Here is a 16,819-nt window from a genome sequence, read left to right as displayed (position 1 = left end):
GGCCCCGCCCCTCCCGGCGGGGCCTTTGCATTTGTGCCCTTTAAAGGTTGGGCCGCAGGCCTGCCAGGGTCGCCTGCATGGCCTCAGGCAGCACGGCAGGCTGGCCTGAGCTGCGCTCGATGAACACCTGCACCAGGCTGCCGGCCGCACACGCCTGGGTCTCGCCTGGGCGGAACAGCGCCAAACGGTACTCCACGGTACTGCCAGCCAGCCGCGTCACGCCCAGGCCTACCTCGAGCACATCCGGAAACGCCGGCAAGGCGTAGAAGTCGGCTGCCGAACTGATCACCAGACCCGCCAGCGCGCCGTCGCGCAGGTCGAGCTCGGCCTGCTCCACCAGAAATGCCTGTATCGCGGTTTCAAAAAAGCCATGCACAGTGGCGCCAGCGATGTGGCCGTTGACGTCGTTGTCTTGCGGACGGGTGAGGATTGGGTGGAAGTGGTTGAAGTCGGAGCGCAGGGGGGATTCGGTCATGGATTACCACGCAGGTTGATTACATGAAGCCGCTTCAGTCATCGTAGTGGAAACGACATTGCAGGATGGTTAGCGTGCCGCTTTCGTAAAAATAGACTATGCGATGCTCGCGGGTGACGCGCCGAGACCAGAACCCAGACAAGTCACCTTTCAGCGGCTCAGGCTTGCCGATTCCTTTGAATGGGCTACGCAGACAATCGGCAATCAAGGCGTCCAGCCGCTGAAAGACATCGGCATCGTTCGAAAGCCAGTGGTTGTAGTCTTCCCAGCCTTCCGAGGTAAACGCGATGCTTGCGGTATTACGGGCCTCAGTCTTGTTGCGTTGCTTGGACTTCGTGCTCATTGATGGTCAGTTCCTTGGTAATCGCCTTACCGGAACGGATCTGAGCGATAGAGGAGCGCAGACGCTTGGCGTTTGCAGATGATCCCAATAGGTACATGGTTTCGCGCATGCCGTTGTAATCGTCCAAAGAGATCATCACAACGGGCTCACCGCGCTGGCGGGTGATGACTGCTGGCTCGTGATCTCGACAGACGTCATCCATCGTCTGCTTCAGGTCGGCGCGAGCTTGGCTAAAGGTCAATACATGCATTGGTCAATCCTTTCCAGGCAGCGCCTGGAGCAGGTGTTTCAGAAGGTGTTTCGCTTCAACAAACGCTCGTGGAGCGCATGATCAGACGCGAATCATTGTACGACACTTTGTACATGCGTCAAGATGACAAATCTGACGCAAAAAAAAGCCGCCCCTAAGGGCGGCTTCTATCCAGCGTACCGGTTAAAGCTTACAGCTTCGGCCCGGCAGCCTTGATTGCGTCGGAAACGTCAAACTTCTTGAAGTTCTCGATGAACAGCTTGGCCAGACCTTTGGCAGCCTCGTCGTAGGCAGCCTTGTCTTCCCAGTTGGTACGTGGGTTGAGCAGGTTGGTATCAACACCTTCAACGGCTTTCGGCACGTCGAGGTTGATGATGTCCAGGTGTTCGGTTTCGGCACCCACCAGCGCGCCGCTCTGGATCGCAGCGATCACAGCACGGGTGGTCGGGATGCTGAAGCGCTTGCCAACGCCGTAGCCGCCGCCGGTCCAGCCGGTGTTGACCAGGTAGACCTTGGAGCCGAAGCCGTTGATGCGTTTGATCAGCAGCTCAGCGTATTCGCCAGCAGGACGCGGGAAGAACGGCGCGCCGAAGCAGGTGGAGAAGGTCGACTTGATGCCGCCGCCCGAACCCATCTCAGTCGAACCGACCAGCGCGGTGTAACCCGACAGGAAGTGGTAGGCCGCTTGCTCGTTGTTCAGGATCGACACTGGCGGCAGCACGCCGGTCAGGTCGCAGGTCAGGAAGATAACGGCATTTGGCTCGCCGCCCAGGTTCGCTTCGGAACGCTTGGCAACGTGCTCCAGCGGGTAGGCTGCGCGGCTGTTCTGGGTCAGGCTGACATCAGCGTAGTCGGCGTGCTTGGAAGCGTCGTCGATGACCACGTTTTCCAGAACTGCGCCGTGCTTGATGGCTTTCCAGATGACCGGCTCGTTCTTCTCGGACAAGTCGATGCACTTGGCGTAGCAGCCGCCTTCCATGTTGAAGACTACGCCTTCGCCCCAGCCGTGTTCGTCGTCACCAATCAGGTAACGGCTTTCATCGGCCGACAGAGTGGTCTTGCCAGTGCCGGACAGGCCGAAGAACAGGGTTACATCGCCTTCTTCGCCGATGTTGGCTGCGCAGTGCATAGGCAGTACGTCAGCGGCCGGCAGCAGGAAGTTCTGCACCGAGAACATGGCTTTCTTCATTTCGCCGGCGTAACGCATGCCAGCGATCAGGACTTTCTTCTGGGCGAAGTTGATGATCACGCAACCGTCGGAGTTGGTGCCATCGCGCTCAGGCGAGCATTCGAAGTTGGCAACGTTGAGCACTTGCCACTCATCACGACCGGCCGGGTTGTACTGCTCCGGGTTGATGAACAGGCAACGACCGAACAGGTTCTGCCAGGCAGTCTGGGTGGTCATGCGCACTGGCAGGTAGTGCTCGGCGGCAGCACCTACATGAACATAGGACACAAAATGGTCCTGGGCGTTGTTGAACGCTTCAACGCGAGCCCACAAAGCATCGAACTTGTCGGCCGGGAACTTGCGGTTGATCGGGCCCCAGGCAATTGCCTCGGTGGTGCTGGGTTCGTCGACGATGAAACGGTCCGCTGGCGAACGGCCGGTGCGGTGACCGGTTTTCACGACCAGCGCGCCAGTATCGGCCAGCTCGCCTTCACCGCGGGACAGCGCTTCTTTTACCAGCTCATCGACGCTCAGGTCGGTGTACACGGTGTTGTTGGCTTGCGTCATGAGATACCCCATCCGGCCCGAGGCCGAGTGCTCCAAACGTTTTGTAGTGGTCCGAAAAAAACGACTACAGCGAAAAAAGTGGCCGGATTATGCCAGAAAAGCCCAAAAAAAGTAGACCCCTCCTGTCAGAACTGCGGTTTATCGCAGAACGACAGGAGAATTCACTGCAATTAAACGCTTCAGTGACGTGTTTCTGCTGCGCCGCTTGTGCCGCCGCCAGCAAACAATTGCGTAACGTCGGTCGCATCAAACAGATAACGCTGATTGCAGAACTGGCAATCGACCTCGATTTGGCCACCATGTTCAACTACCAGCTGCTGAGCGTCTTCCTGACCGAGACTGACCAAGGCATTGCCTGAACGTTCCCGCGAGCAGCTGCAGCGGAACTGCAACGGCTGCAAGTCGAACAGGCGCACAGCCTCTTCGTGGTACAGGCGCTGGAGCATGGTTTCGTTGTCCAGGCCCAGTAATTCCTCGGCTTTGACAGTGTTCGCCAAAGCCTTGACGTGGTTCCAGCTTTCATCGCGCTCATCGCTGTCTTTCTGACGGTCGGCAGGCAACTGCTGCACCAGCAAGCCACGGGCACGCGAGCCGTCGGCAGCCAGGGTGATGGTGGTGTTGATCTGCTGCGACATGACGAAGTAGTTGGTGAAGCACTCCGACAGGTCCTTGCCGTGCAGGTCGACCATGCCCTGGTAGCGCTGACCGTTGATCGGGTCGACGGTCAAGGCCAGTACGCCATCTGGCATCAGCTCGGTGAGGGTTGCATCGGCGGCAATCTGGTCCGCCTCATAGCGGGCCAGGCCACGGATGTCATGCTCGCTGGAGCATTCGATCATCAGCAACGGCACTGGGCCTTCAGAGCGCGCCTGCAGGATCAACAGGCCGTCGAACTTGAGGGTGCCCACCAGTAGCGCGGCGGCGGCCATCAACTCACCGAGCAGGAGCGCGACCGGGTGCGGATAGGGGTGCTTGGCCAGCACTTCGGCATAACTGCGCTCCAGCCCGACCATCTCGCCACGCACGTCGCGGTCGTCGAACAGGAAACGTTGAGTGAAATCGGTAGCAGGGAGGTCGCTCATAAGGTTTTGGCTATCTGGAAAAATAATGTCCACATATTAACAGGCCTGGTACGGCCCACGCATGAGGCGCTCCCTGTCTCATCCTCTTAAAACAGCACAGATCAGTCGAAGCTGCCGTGCAGCTGGTGGATCTGCCGGCGCTGTTTCTTGTTGGGCCGACCATCGGTCGTCATCCCCAAGGCGCCATCCTTGCGCTGCTGCGCGGCCTGCTCGCGGCGGCGGATGCTCTCTTCGGTTTCGCCATACAGCAGCTGCGCCTCAGGCGCGCCGCGGCGTACCACCGACAGCGCCTTGACAACGATGGTGCGCTCGTCAAAGCCGGTACGCAGGACGAACTCGTCGCCCACCCGTGGCTCCTTGCCGGGCTTGCAGCGCTCGCCGCGGCAGTGCACCTTGCCGCTTTCGATGGCCGCCTTGGCCAGGGCGCGGGTCTTGTAGAACCGCGCGGCCCACAGCCATTTGTCCAGGCGTACCTTGTCGTCTTCTTCCGACTTTTGTGCCATCTCTTTACCTCGAATTCTGTCTTTAACCGAACTGTACTACCGTCACTGACGGATGCAAAAATTCTGCGCGGTGCTTAAAGTTCACCACCTTATCCCCAGGGTGTGATTAGTGAAGACATTTGACCATCTGAGTGTGATCGGCCTGCGCGAGTGGGTGGCGCTGCCCGAACTCGGGCTGGCCGGCCTGCGCGCCAAGATCGACACCGGCGCCAGCACCTCAAGCCTGCACGCCACCGATGTCGAGCCGTTTGAACGCGACGGTGAGCAGTGGGTCCGATTTACTGCACACCTCGGCTCCGTGGTGCAGCTGCGCCATCGCCGCTGTGAAGCCCCGCTGGTGACCATGAAAAGCATCAAGAGCTCCAACGGCCATGCCCAGGTCCGCTATGTGATCCGCACGCCGCTGGCGCTGGGAGACCGGGTCTGGGAGGTCGAATTCACCCTGGCCTGTCGCAAGGCCATGCGCTACCGCTTGCTGCTCGGTTCCAAGGCATTGATCCACGGCCAACTGGTAGTGGACCCAAGCTCGAAATACGTTCAGGAAAAACCGGCCTTTCCGGTCAACCCTCTCCCTGTCACAGGTGCTGCATGAAGATCGCTGTGCTGTCGCGGAACCCGCGTCTGTATTCCACCCGCCGCCTGGTTGAAGCCGGTACCCAGCGTGGCCACGAGATGGTTGTGATCGATACCCTGCGTGCCTACATGAACATCGCCAGCCACAAGCCGCAGATCCACTACCGTGGGCGGCCGCTGGAGGGCTTTGATGCGGTGATCCCGCGGATCGGCGCGTCCGTTACCTTCTATGGCTGCGCAGTGCTGCGCCAGTTCGAGATGATGGGCGTGAATCCGCTCAACGAATCGGTGGCAATCGCCCGCTCGCGGGACAAGCTGCGCTCGTTGCAACTGCTGTCGCGGCGCGGTATCGGTTTGCCGATTACCGGCTTTGCCCACTCGCCGGACGATATTCCCGACCTGATCCAGATGGTCAACGGCGCGCCCCTGGTGATCAAGGTGCTGGAAGGCACCCAGGGCATTGGCGTGGTGCTGTGCGAAACCACTCAGGCCGCCGAATCGGTGATCGAGGCGTTCATGGGCCTTAAGCAGAACATCATGGTTCAGGAATACATCAAGGAAGCCGGCGGCGCCGATATCCGCTGCTTCGTGGTTGGCGACAAGGTAATTGCCTCGATGAAGCGTCAGGCCAAGCCGGGTGAATTCCGTTCCAACCTGCATCGTGGCGGCGTTGCCAGCCTGATCAAGATCACCCCGGAAGAGCGCATCACCGCCATTCGCGCGGCGAAGGTCATGGGTTTGAGCGTGGCCGGCGTCGACATCCTGCGCTCCAACCACGGCCCACTGGTGATGGAGGTCAACTCATCGCCAGGCCTGGAAGGCATCGAGGTCACCACCAGCAAGGACGTTGCCGGGATGATCATCGAGCACCTGGAGAAGAACGGCGGGCCGAATCAGACCCGCACCAAGGGTAAGGGCTAATATTGCCGGGGCCGCGACGCGGCCCCCGACAATCACACTGCGTTGCGCGGTAGCAGCAAGCCCAACGGCAAACGCACTCGCGCTTCAATGCCGCCGCCAGAGCGGTTACGCAACTCGACATTGCCGCCATGCTGCGCCGCAATCCGTTTGACGATGGCCAGGCCCAGCCCCGTACCCTTGCCACCACGCGCACGGTCGCCCCGGATGAAGGGGTTGAAGATGGTCTCCAGCTCCGACTCGTCGATCCCCGCGCCGCGGTCGAGCACGCTCAACACCACATACGGCGCGCTGTCGTCGCCCGATACATAAGCTGCTACTTCAACGCCCTGCCCCGCATGGTGCAAGGCATTGCCGATCAGGTTGCCGAGCATACGCTTGAGCGAAACACGGCGCAGCGGGAACGGCGGAATAGGCTCCAGGCACAAGCGCACGCGCTCTTCCGGCTGGTTGTACGGCGCAACCACCTCACGCACCAGGTCGGAGAAGTCGATTTCTTCCAACGGCTCGTCACGGCCATCACGGATAAACGCCAGAAACTGATCGAGAATCGCGTCCATGTCTTCGATGTCGCGAACCATGTCGTCGGTCAGGTCGTTGTCGTTGTCCATCAGTGACAGCGACAGGCGCAAGCGCGTCAGCGGCGTACGCAGGTCATGCGAGACCCCCGCCAGCATCAGCTCACGCTCGCGCCCGGCCTGTTCGACGTCTTCAGCCATCTGGTTGAACGAGCGGTACACCTCGGCCATTTCGCTTGGCGTGTCGCTGACCGGCAAGCGCACACTGCGCCCCTGGCCAAGCTGACGGGCGGCAAACACCAGGCGCTTGAGCGGCTGGTTGAGCTGACGGACGAAGATCCACGCCGACGCTGTCGACAGCAAACCAATGGCCAGGAACCAGCCGAGTACGTTCCAGATTTTTTGCCCGCGCAACGGATGCGGGTACAGCGGCACCTTAAGCCAGCCCGGGCCCAGACTCGGCGCGTTGACCCACAGCGCCGGCGGCGCATGCACGCGCAGGCGCACTTCGGTGTCCTCGCCCAGTTCGGCCTGCATCTGCCGCTGATAAATTTCGCTGTAAGGCCAGTGCTGCTCGCCTTCCGGCACGCCGGCCCCGGTTACCCGGATCAGGCCGGCCGCTTCGGCGATCTTCTCGCGGTTTTCTTCATCGGCTGCCCAATAGGCGCGCAAGGTCAGGGCCACGCCATGGCTGTACTGACGGTCGACCAGCACGTCTTCGTTCATCAGCAGGTAAACCAGGGTCAGCGCCTTGGAGAACAGCACGACGATAAGCACCAGCCACAGGGTGCGGGCGAAGAAGCTTTGCGGGAACCAAACAGGGGTTTTCATCGAGGACATCTACTGCAGAACAGGCGCGAGCAGAGCCCGCCAGATTGCCGGCTGGCCACAGACGCAAACAGGGCGGCCCGTTCGGGTCGCCCTGCAGCGTAGTGGCAAGCCTGCAGACTCATTTGCCGGCGTTTCCGTCCGGCACGAACACGTAGCCCACGCCCCAGACCGTCTGGATATAGCGCGGCTTGGACGGGTCCGGTTCGATCATGCGGCGCAGACGCGAGATCTGCACGTCGATAGAGCGCTCCAGCGCGTCCCACTCGCGGCCACGGGCGAGGTTCATCAGCTTGTCGCGGGTGAGCGGCTCGCGGGCGTGCATCACCAGCGCCTTGAGCACGGCGAATTCGCCGGTGGTGAGCATGTGCACTTCATTGCCACGCTTGAGCTCGCGGGTGGCCAGCGACAGCTCGTAGTCACCGAAGGTCACGGTCTCGTCTTCGCTGCCAGGCGCACCAGGCACCGGCGCCGACTGACGGCGCAGCACGGCCTTGACCCGCGCCATCAGCTCGTCGGGGTTGAACGGCTTGGCCAGGTAATCGTCGGCGCCCAGTTCCAGGCCTTTGATCCGGCTCAACTCGTCGCCCTTGGCGGTAAGCATGATGATCGGGATCTGGTTGTTCGCTGCGCGCAGGCGGCGGCAGGCAGACAAGCCGTCTTCGCCAGGCAGCATCAGGTCGAGTACAACCAGGTTGAACACCTCACGGGCCAGCAGCCGGTCCATCTGTTCGACATTGGGTACTGCCCGGGTGCGGTAGCCCTTGCTGGTGAAAAAACGCTCCAGCAGGCTGCTGAGCCCCGGATCGTCGTCGACGATGAGAATCTTGTCACCTTCAACTGTGTTAGGCGTGCTGGTCATCAATAACTCCTCTGAGATCGCTGCGCATTATGGCGTAGCCATTGCAGCGCGTGCCGTGTGCATTGTTAGCAGATTTTTCCCCGGGCGCCACTTCCACGCGGCCGCCGATGGCGCGGCGCTATCACCGCAAGCTCGGCGCGATGGGTATAATGCGCGCCTTTCACCCAGCGCCGCCGGGCACGAATGCCCACCTGCGGCCTCCAGTATTCACATATTGTCAGGTGGTTTTCATGGACAGCATCAACAGCCGTATTGCCGCAGAACTCGGCGTTCGCCCGCAACAGGTCGAGGCGGCCGTGGCCCTGTTGGACGAAGGCTCGACGGTGCCCTTCATCGCCCGTTACCGCAAGGAAGTCACCGGCAGCCTCGACGACACCCAGCTGCGCCACCTGGATGAGCGCCTGCGCTACCTGCGCGAGCTGGATGACCGTCGCGCGAGCATCCTTGCCAGCATCGACGAGCAAGGCAAGCTGACCCCGGAGCTGGCCCGCGAGATCAAGCTGGCCGACACCAAGACCCGCCTCGAAGACCTGTACCTGCCGTACAAGCAAAAGCGCCGCACCAAGGGCCAGATCGCTCTCGAAGCCGGCCTCGGCGAGCTGGCCGACGGCCTGTTCAACGACCCGCAGCTGACCCCGGAAACCGAAGCCGCGCGCTTCGTCGATGCCGACAAGGGCGTAGCCGACGTCAAGGCCGCGCTGGAAGGCGCCAAGTACATCCTCATGGAGCGCTTCGCCGAAGACGCCGGCCTGCTGGAAAAACTGCGCAACTTCCTCAAGCAGGAAGCCGTACTCAGTGCCCGCCTGGTACCGGGCAAGGAAGAGGAAGGCGCCAAGTTCCGCGATTACTTCGCCCATGACGAGCTGCTGCGCAGCGCCCCATCGCACCGTGCGCTGGCGATCTTCCGTGGCCGCAACGAAGGCGTGCTCAGCGCAGCGCTTAAAGTCGGCGAAGAGCTGCCGGGCACCCTGCACCCGTGCGAGATGATGATCGGCCAGCACTTCGGCGTGGAAAACCGCGCCCGCCCGGCCGACAAATGGCTCGGCGAAGTGGTGCGCTGGACCTGGAAGGTCAAGCTCTACACCCACCTTGAAACCGACCTGTTCGGCGAGCTGCGTGAAGCCGCCGAGAGCGAAGCGATCAACGTCTTCGCGCATAACCTGCACGACCTGCTGCTCGCCGCCCCGGCAGGCCCGCGCGCTACCCTGGGCCTCGACCCGGGCCTGCGTACCGGCTGCAAGGTTGCGGTGGTGGATGCCACCGGCAAGCTGCTCGACACCGCCACGGTTTACCCGCACGTGCCGCGCAACGACTGGGACCGTACTATTGCCGTGCTGGCAGCGCTGTGCGCCAAGCATTCGGTGGAGCTGATCGCGGTCGGCAACGGCACCGCCAGCCGCGAGACCGACAAGCTGGCTGCTGAGCTGATCAAAAAATACCCAGCATTGAAGATGACCAAGGTGATGGTCTCCGAAGCCGGCGCTTCGGTGTACTCCGCCTCGGAGCTGGCAGCACGCGAGTTCCCGGACCTGGATGTATCGATCCGTGGCGCGGTGTCGATTGCCCGGCGCCTGCAGGACCCACTCGCCGAGCTGGTCAAGATCGACCCGAAATCGATCGGCGTCGGCCAGTATCAGCATGATGTCTCGCAGCTCAAACTCGCCCGCGGCCTCGATGCTGTGGTGGAAGACTGCGTGAACGCCGTCGGCGTCGATGTCAACACCGCTTCGGTGGCGCTGCTTACGCGCATCTCTGGCCTGAACGCGACCCTGGCGCAGAATATCGTCGCCCACCGCGACGCCAATGGCCCGTTCGCCACCCGCGCAGCACTGAAAAAGGTCAGCCGCCTCGGCGAAAAAACCTTCGAGCAGGCCGCCGGCTTCCTGCGCGTGATGAACGGCGACAACCCGCTGGACGCCTCCGCCGTGCACCCGGAAGCCTACCCGCTGGTGCAGCGGATTGCCGCCGGCACCGACCGCGACATCCGCTCGCTGATCGGCGACAGCGCCTTTCTCAAGCGCCTCGACCCGAAAAACTTCACCGACGAGACCTTCGGCCTGCCGACCGTCACCGACATCCTGCAAGAGCTGGACAAGCCCGGCCGTGACCCGCGCCCGGAGTTCAAGACCGCCTCGTTCCAGGACGGCGTCGAAGAGCTCAAGGACCTCGAGCCTGGGATGATCCTCGAAGGTGTGGTCACCAACGTCACCAACTTCGGTGCCTTCGTCGATATCGGCGTGCATCAGGACGGTCTGGTGCACATCTCGTCGCTGTCGGAGAAGTTCATCAAGGACCCGCGTGAAGCAGTCAAGGCCGGTGATGTGGTCAAGGTCAAGGTGATGGAGGTGGATATCCCGCGCAAACGTATCGCCCTGTCGATGCGCATGGGCGACACCCCCGGCGAGAAGGTCGAAGGCAACCGCGGTGGTGGCCGGGCCAATGGCGGCAACCGCCCGCAGCAGCCAGCGCGCCCGCGTGAGACGGCTACGGCCGCGCCAGCCAACAACGCCATGGCCTCGCTGTTCGCCAACGCCAAGCAGTTGAAGAAGAAATGACCGACCTGCCCAGCGAATACGTCGAAAGTGCCTTCAGCCAGTTGCTTGGCTGCCGCCTGCAGCGCCTTGAAGAGGGTGTTGCGACGGTGGCCCTGACATTGACGCCACAGCTGCGTAACCGTGGCCAGAAGCTGCACGGCGGGGCGATCTTCAGCCTGGTCGACATCGCCATGGGCCTGGCCTGCTCGGCCAGCCATGGCTTTGACCAGCAAAGCGTGACCATCGAGTGCAAGATCAACTACATGCGCGCGGTCAGCGACGGCGAGATGCTATGCACCGCGCGCGTGCTGCACGCGGGCCGGCGCACACTGGTGGTCGACGCCGACGTAGTCCAAGGCGACAAGCTGGTTGCGAAAGCTCAGGGAACCTTCGCGGTTCTCTAGCTCACAAAGCGCTATCTGCGGTATTTTCGGCAGTGTGATGGCACTGCCGAAACCGCGTAACCAGGCGACAACGCCAGTTCCTTTGTCCCTACCCTTGTAGACCGTTATTTCTACCCCCATATTGGGGCGACTGACGCGTGAAGGAATACATCTTGAGCGAACTCCTCAACAGCCGCCTGAGCCTGCTCAGTGCCAATCTCCCCTTGCTCAAGCAGTGCCTGCACGGTATTGAGCGCGAATGCCTGCGCGTGACCGATCAAGGTCGCCTGGCCCAGACCCCGCATCCCGAGGCCCTGGGATCGGCGCTGACCAACGAGCAGATCACCACCGATTATTCAGAATCGCTGCTGGAGTTCATCACTCCGGCCCTGGCCGACCCGGCTGCGGTGCTGGATAACCTCGAAGAGGTGCATCGCTTCGTCCAGTCCAAGCTGGGTAACGAATACCTGTGGAGCCCGTCGATGCCCTGCGCATTGCCGGCCGAAGAGGATATTCCGATCGGCTATTACGGCACCTCCAATATCGGCCAGCTCAAGTATGTCTACCGCAAGGGCCTGGCCCTGCGTTACGGCCGTACCATGCAGTGCATTGCCGGTATTCACTACAACTTCTCGCTGCCCGAGGCACTGTGGCCTCTGCTGCGCGACAAGGAAGGCGGCGCTGACAGCGACCGTGACTTCCAGTCGGCGGCGTACATCGCCCTGATTCGTAACTTCCGCCGCTACAGCTGGCTGCTGATGTACCTGTTCGGCGCTTCCCCGGCGCTGGATGCAGGCTTCATGCGTGGCCGTGCGCACCAGCTCGAACAGCTCGACCCCGACACCCTGTATCTGCCCTACGCGACCAGCCTGCGCATGAGCGACCTGGGTTACCAGAGCAACGCCCAGGCCGGCCTGACGCCGTGCTACAACGACCTCGCCAGCTACACCGACAGCCTGCGCAAGGCGGTTGGCACGCCGTACCCGCCATATGTCGAGATCGGTACGCACAAGGATGGCGAGTGGGTTCAGCTCAACACCAATATCCTGCAGATCGAAAACGAGTACTACTCGAACATCCGCCCCAAGCGCGTGACCTACACCGGCGAGCGGCCGATCCAGGCGCTGGCCTCGCGCGGCGTGCAGTACGTCGAAGTGCGCTGCCTGGACATCAACCCGTTCCTGCCGGTCGGTATCGACCTGCAGCAGTCGCGTTTCCTCGATGCATTCCTGCTGCTGTGCGCGCTGGACGACAGCCCGCAGCTGAGCAACGGCGAATGCGGCCAGTGCACCAGCAACTTCCTCAGCGTGGTCAAGCAAGGCCGCAAGCCGGGCCTGGAGCTGCAGCGCAATGGCCAACCGGTGACGCTCAAGGAGTGGGCCGGCGAGCTGCTCGAGCGTATCGCGCCGCTGGCCGCGTTGCTCGATCAAGCCAACGGCGGTAATGCGCATGTCAAAGCTGTTGATGCGCAGCAGGCCAAGGTCGATGATCCCGAACTGACGCCGTCGGCGCAGGTGCTGGCGCGCATGACCGAGCACGATGAGAGCTTTGTCGAATTCTCCATGCGTCAGAGCCGTCTGCATGCCGAAACCTTCCGTGAGCAGCCGTTGAGCCCCGAGCGCCAACAAGCTTTCGAGACGCTGGCACGTGACTCGCTGGCCGAGCAGGCGCGCCTGGAGCAGGACGAGGTGGGTGACTTCGACCTGTTCGTCGGTGCCTACCAGGCCAGCATCCTGGCCATCAGCAACTGATGACCCGCACGCCCACACCACGTAAGCCGCGCGCCAGCAGCCAGGCCAGGATCGTCACGATCCTGGCGGCAGCCCGCGAGTTGCTTGCGGCGCACGGTGTGGCCGGGCTGTCGATCTACAGCGTGGCTGAACACGCGCAGATCCCGCCGTCGTCGGTGTACCACTTCTTTGCCAGCGTGCCGGCCCTGCTCGAAGCGCTGACGGCAGATGTGCACCGGGCCTTTCGTGAGGCACTGCGCGCGCCGATCGACAGCAGCGCGCTGAGCACCTGGCATGACCTGTCGCGGCTGATCGAGCAACGGATGTTGGAGATCTATCAGGAGGATGCCGCAGCGCGGCAGTTAATTCTGGCCCAGCATGGCTTGAGCGAAGTGACCCAGGCGGATCGCAAGCATGATCTGGAGTTGGGCGAGCTGATGCACAAGCTGTTCGATCAGCATTTCCAGCTACCGGCAATGCCGCACGACGTCGATGTGTTTGCCCTGGCGATGGAGCTGAGCGACCGGGTCTATGCCCGTTCGGTGCAGTTGCACGAGCAGATCACCCCGCGCATGGCCGAGGAAGGCAAGCGGGTTTGTGATGCGTATCTGGGATTGTACCTGCCACCGTTCCTGCCTAAACGCTGATAGTTTTGGGGCCGCTTTGCGGCCTTCGCGGGCAAGCCCGCTCCCACAAGGTTTGCAGCGCCGCCTGATGAGCTGCGCCCCAAATGTTGGACACCCGTCCACTTTTGGGGTTTTTATGAGCAAGTATTCAAAGCAGTTCAAGCTGTCGGCTATCCAAGCCTTTCTCGATCGCGGTTATGGCTTTCGCCACATTGCCGCGCAGCTTCAGATGGATCCGACGCTTCTTCGCCGCTGGGTTGTGGCCTATCGCACGCACGGTGAGGCCAGCCTGGAGAAGGCAGGCCGCCATTACAGCGCCGAATTCAAACTCTCCGTTCTTCACCACAAATGGCGCGAAGACCTTTCGTTACGCGCCACGGCAGCGCTTTATAACCTCGGCAACTCCACGCTGGTTCGCAGCTGGGAAGAACAGTATTACAGTGGCGGACATCAACCCCGCCCGCCCCGTAGAAAGCCAGTGATCACCGCGATGCCTAAAGCACCACGCAAACCTGCAGACACTTCATCCATGCCCATTGAGAAACTCACTCGTGCGCAGCTGCTGACAAGGCTGGCCCAGCTTGAAGCGGAGAACGCCTACCTAAAAAAGCTCGAGGAGCTAGACGAGGAGAAGGCGAGGAAGAAGATAGCCAAGAAAAAACCCGGCTAGTCGCGGCACTGCGTAAGCGCTACTCGCTTACTTGGCTGCTCAAAGCGGCTCATTTGCCGCGCAGCACTTATTACTATCAGCTTGGCGTGCTTGAGGCCGGGGATCGGTGTGCCTCACTCAAAACCTCAATCCAGAACATCAGCCATCGGCACAGTGGCCGCTACGGTTATCGACGGGTCACCTCTACGCTGCGCAGCGAAGGGCAATTGGTTAACAGTAAGAAGGTGCGCCGCCTGATGGCCGAGCTGGACCTGAAATGCACGGTGCGCCCCAAGAAGTACAAATCTTATCGGGGACTGATGGGCGAAGCCGCACCCAACATCCTCAAGCGTGACTTCCATGCCGATCATCCAAATCAGAAGTGGGTAACGGATGTCACCGAGTTCAAAGTGGCAGGCGAGAAGCTGTACCTTTCTCCGATCATGGATCTATACAACGGCGAGATCGTCGCTTATCACACCGACACCCGACCACGTTTTACCCTGGTAGGCGACATGCTGGAGACAGCAATCAAAGGGCTTCCAGCTGATCGCCGGCCGCTCCTGCACTCGGATCAAGGCTGGCACTATCGCTACCCTGGCTACTGCAAGCGGTTGAAAGAAGCAGGGCTTGAACAGAGCATGTCACGCAAGGGCAACTGCCTGGACAACGCCGCGATGGAAAGCTTTTTCGGGACGCTCAAGTGTGAGTATTTCTACCGTGAACGCTTCGCGAGTGTCGCTGAGCTTAAGGCGGGGCTGGACGAATACATCCATTATTACAACCATGACCGAATCAAAATGAAGCTGAAAGGCCTGAGCCCTGTGGCTTACAGGGCTCAGGCTGGGATAGGCTAACTGACTGTCCAACATTTGGGGCGCAGCTCATGAACCTATGGGAGCGGGCTTGCCCGCGAAGGCCGCGAAGCGGCCCCAGTACACCAACAATCATCACAGCTTGGCGATAGATACTTCGGTCGATTTGACGAAGGCAATCACTTCACTGCCCACCTGCAGTTCCAACTCTTTTACCGAACGCGTGGTGATCACCGAGGTGACCACACCGGAGGCGGTCTGCACGTCGATTTCCGACAATACCGGGCCTTCGAGGATTTCTTTCACAGTGCCTTTGAACTGGTTGCGGACGTTGATCGCTTTGATAGTCATGGTGTGATTCCTTTGTGCTGGTTTCAGGGGTTCAGTGAGCCCAACGCAACTGCGTGGGCAAAGGTGCTACTGGGTCCGGCTCGGGCGCAGCGCCCGGTACAGACAAAACTCGGTTGAGAACTTCGCTTTCCAGTGCGGCCAGACGGTGCGAGCCGCGTACCCGAGGCCGCGCCAGCTCGACGTTGAGGTCGAGGCCGACCGCACCGTCTTCGATCAGGATCACCCGGTCGGCCACTGCAACCGCCTCGCTGACGTCATGGGTGACCAGCAGCACGGTGAAGCCATGCTGGCGCCACAGGCGTTCGATCAGTTGCTGCATCTCGATCCGGGTCAGCGCATCCAGCGCGCCAAGTGGCTCGTCGAGCAGCAGCAGGCGTGGCTGGTGAATCAGTGCGCGGGCCAGGGCCACACGCTGCTTCTGCCCGCCAGATAACGCCGCTGGCCACTCATTGGCGCGGTCGGCCAGGCCAACGGCTTCCAGTGCGTCCAGCGCCTTTTGCCGCCAGTCGCCCTTGAGGCCGAGGCCGACGTTGTCGATGACCTTTTTCCACGGCAGCAGGCGCGCATCCTGGAACATCAAACGGGTTTCTTCGCGGGCCTCGGCCAGCGGCGCAGCGCCGGCCAGCAACTGACCGCCGGTGGGCTGGTCGAGACCCGCCAGCAAGCGCAGCAAAGTACTTTTGCCGCAGCCACTGCGGCCAACGATGGCGACGAACTGCCCGGCCGGGATGTGCAGATCAATGCCGCGCAGCACTTCGCGCTGGCCAAAGGTCTTGCGCACACCCTGGGTGGCCAGCGGGATGCCACGCAGCAAGCGTGGCGGTTGTTCCTTGAGCACGGTCATGCGCCCTCCTTCTTGGCCACTTGATAGGCCGGGTGCCAGCGCAGCCAGGCACGTTCCAGGCCGCGGGCGGCGAGGTCCGCGAGCTTGCCGAGCACGGCGTAGAGCACGATTGCCAACACCACCACGTCGGTCTGCAGAAACTCCCGGGCGTTCATCGCCAGGTAACCGATGCCGGCGTTTGCCGAGATGGTTTCGGCGACGATCAAGGTCAGCCACATGAAGCCCAGAGCAAAGCGCACACCGACAAGAATCGATGGCAGCGCACCCGGCAGGATCACCTGGCGGAACAGGCTGAAGCCGGACAGGCCATAGCTGCGGGCCATTTCCACCAGGGCTGGATCAACGTTGCGGATACCGTGATAGGTGTTCAGGTAGATCGGGAACAGCGTGCCCAGCGCAACCAGAAAGATCTTCGCCGACTCATCGATACCGAACCACAGGATCACCAGTGGGATCAGCGCCAGGTGCGGCACGTTACGGATCATCTGCACCGAGCTGTCGAGCAGGCGTTCACCCCAGTTCGACAGGCCGGTGATAAAGCCCAGCACCAGGCCGATGCTGCCGCCAATGACAAAGCCCAGCCCGGCACGCCAGCCGCTGATGGCCAGGTGAGTCCAGATCTCGCCGCTGCGCACCAGCTCGACACCGGCGCTGACAACTGCGCTGGGTGCCGGCAGGATGCGCGTCGACAGCCAGCCAGCGCTGACCGCCAGTTGCCAGATCGCCAGCAGCAGTACCGGCAGTGCCCAGGGGGCCAGGCGCTGAGCCAGGGTGGATGAGGTTGCACGACTCATGGTCCG

18 protein-coding genes are annotated in these 16,819 nt (G+C 61.7%); 7 read left to right on the top strand and 11 right to left on the bottom strand.

Going from position 1 to position 16,819, the window contains the following annotated elements:
- Window positions 1-40 precede the first annotated feature (40 nt).
- The 6 genes from HU736_RS16670 to HU736_RS16645 all read right to left on the bottom strand — a co-directional run bounded on the left by HU736_RS16670 (window position 41) and on the right by HU736_RS16645 (window position 4,388).
- Window positions 41-475: an acyl-CoA thioesterase gene (locus HU736_RS16670; protein WP_101322544.1), complete on the bottom strand. Its 435-nt coding sequence runs from the start codon at window positions 473-475 to the stop codon at window positions 41-43.
- Window positions 476-509: 34 nt separating this feature from the next.
- Window positions 510-818 (bottom strand): Txe/YoeB family addiction module toxin, encoded by a 309-nt coding sequence (locus tag HU736_RS16665; RefSeq protein WP_186700528.1) that lies wholly within the window; start codon window positions 816-818, stop codon window positions 510-512.
- Window positions 784-1,068 (bottom strand): type II toxin-antitoxin system Phd/YefM family antitoxin, encoded by a 285-nt coding sequence (locus HU736_RS16660; RefSeq protein ID WP_103435318.1) that lies wholly within the window; start codon window positions 1,066-1,068, stop codon window positions 784-786. The genes HU736_RS16665 and HU736_RS16660 overlap by 35 nt, the downstream gene beginning before the upstream one ends.
- 190 nt (window positions 1,069-1,258) lie before the next feature.
- Window positions 1,259-2,803 carry a phosphoenolpyruvate carboxykinase gene (locus HU736_RS16655; RefSeq protein ID WP_103435319.1) on the bottom strand — a complete coding sequence of 515 codons (1,545 nt, stop codon included), beginning with the start codon at window positions 2,801-2,803 and terminating at the stop codon, window positions 1,259-1,261.
- A 179-nt stretch (window positions 2,804-2,982) separates the two neighbouring features.
- The gene (gene hslO, locus HU736_RS16650) at window positions 2,983-3,885 is read right to left on the bottom strand and encodes an Hsp33 family molecular chaperone HslO (protein WP_186700530.1); all 903 of its coding nucleotides are present in this window, start codon (window positions 3,883-3,885) and stop codon (window positions 2,983-2,985) included.
- 101 nt (window positions 3,886-3,986) lie between these two features.
- Window positions 3,987-4,388, bottom strand: coding sequence for an RNA-binding S4 domain-containing protein (locus tag HU736_RS16645; RefSeq protein ID WP_101322547.1), 402 nt, complete (start codon window positions 4,386-4,388; stop codon window positions 3,987-3,989).
- A 109-nt stretch (window positions 4,389-4,497) separates the two neighbouring features.
- Between HU736_RS16645 and rimB the strand changes: the two genes are divergently transcribed.
- On the top strand, window positions 4,498-4,980 hold the full coding sequence (gene rimB / locus HU736_RS16640) for a retropepsin-like aspartic endopeptidase RimB (RefSeq protein WP_101322548.1): 483 nt from the start codon (window positions 4,498-4,500) through the stop codon (window positions 4,978-4,980).
- Complete coding sequence (gene rimK, locus HU736_RS16635; RefSeq protein ID WP_101322549.1) at window positions 4,977-5,882, top strand: 30S ribosomal protein S6--L-glutamate ligase; 906 nt, start codon at window positions 4,977-4,979, stop codon at window positions 5,880-5,882. The genes rimB and rimK overlap by 4 nt, the downstream gene beginning before the upstream one ends.
- A 32-nt stretch (window positions 5,883-5,914) precedes the next feature.
- On the opposite strand, the gene HU736_RS16630 is transcribed toward rimK, so the two are convergent.
- Window positions 5,915-7,228: an ATP-binding protein gene (locus HU736_RS16630; protein WP_178080802.1), complete on the bottom strand. Its 1,314-nt coding sequence runs from the start codon at window positions 7,226-7,228 to the stop codon at window positions 5,915-5,917.
- A 118-nt stretch (window positions 7,229-7,346) separates the two neighbouring features.
- On the bottom strand, window positions 7,347-8,087 hold the full coding sequence (ompR, locus tag HU736_RS16625) for an osmolarity response regulator transcription factor OmpR (protein ID WP_103435320.1): 741 nt from the start codon (window positions 8,085-8,087) through the stop codon (window positions 7,347-7,349).
- A 230-nt stretch (window positions 8,088-8,317) separates the two neighbouring features.
- Between ompR and HU736_RS16620 the strand changes: the two genes are divergently transcribed.
- The 5 genes from HU736_RS16620 to HU736_RS16600 all read left to right on the top strand — a co-directional run bounded on the left by HU736_RS16620 (window position 8,318) and on the right by HU736_RS16600 (window position 14,866).
- Complete coding sequence (locus HU736_RS16620) at window positions 8,318-10,642, top strand: Tex family protein (protein WP_186700533.1); 2,325 nt, start codon at window positions 8,318-8,320, stop codon at window positions 10,640-10,642.
- Window positions 10,639-11,025, top strand: coding sequence for a PaaI family thioesterase (locus tag HU736_RS16615; protein WP_186700535.1), 387 nt, complete (start codon window positions 10,639-10,641; stop codon window positions 11,023-11,025). Before HU736_RS16620 ends, HU736_RS16615 begins: the two co-directional genes overlap by 4 nt.
- 152 nt (window positions 11,026-11,177) lie before the next feature.
- The gene (gshA, locus tag HU736_RS16610) at window positions 11,178-12,755 is read left to right on the top strand and encodes a glutamate--cysteine ligase (protein WP_189691747.1); all 1,578 of its coding nucleotides are present in this window, start codon (window positions 11,178-11,180) and stop codon (window positions 12,753-12,755) included.
- Entirely contained in the window at window positions 12,755-13,381 is a 627-nt protein-coding gene (locus HU736_RS16605) for a TetR/AcrR family transcriptional regulator (protein ID WP_103435324.1), read from the top strand. The genes gshA and HU736_RS16605 overlap by 1 nt, the downstream gene beginning before the upstream one ends.
- 115 nt (window positions 13,382-13,496) lie before the next feature.
- Window positions 13,497-14,866 (top strand): IS3 family transposase gene (locus HU736_RS16600; RefSeq protein WP_437180464.1). Its coding sequence is split into 2 segments (ribosomal slippage): window positions 13,497-13,976 and window positions 13,979-14,866, totalling 1,368 coding nucleotides; the frame shifts between segments, so codons are not numbered across the junction.
- 93 nt (window positions 14,867-14,959) lie between these two features.
- Here the strand turns inward: HU736_RS16600 and HU736_RS16595 are convergent.
- From HU736_RS16595 to ssuC, 3 genes are read right to left on the bottom strand one after another with little or no spacing between them, the layout of a single operon-like run.
- Entirely contained in the window at window positions 14,960-15,175 is a 216-nt protein-coding gene (locus HU736_RS16595; RefSeq protein ID WP_101322556.1) for a TOBE domain-containing protein, read from the bottom strand.
- A gap of 31 nt (window positions 15,176-15,206) precedes the next feature.
- Complete coding sequence (ssuB, locus tag HU736_RS16590) at window positions 15,207-16,019, bottom strand: aliphatic sulfonates ABC transporter ATP-binding protein (protein ID WP_103435325.1); 813 nt, start codon at window positions 16,017-16,019, stop codon at window positions 15,207-15,209.
- Entirely contained in the window at window positions 16,016-16,813 is a 798-nt protein-coding gene (gene ssuC / locus HU736_RS16585) for an aliphatic sulfonate ABC transporter permease SsuC (protein WP_103435326.1), read from the bottom strand. The genes ssuB and ssuC overlap by 4 nt, the downstream gene beginning before the upstream one ends.
- Between the last annotated feature and the right edge of the window lie 6 nt (window positions 16,814-16,819).

Source organism: Pseudomonas shirazensis (genome assembly GCF_014268785.2).
In the GTDB taxonomy this organism is placed as follows: Bacteria; Pseudomonadota; Gammaproteobacteria; order Pseudomonadales; family Pseudomonadaceae; genus Aquipseudomonas; species Aquipseudomonas shirazensis.
The sequence above is the reverse complement of the archived record's forward strand: the minus strand, read 5'-3'. Positions and strand labels throughout refer to the sequence as shown.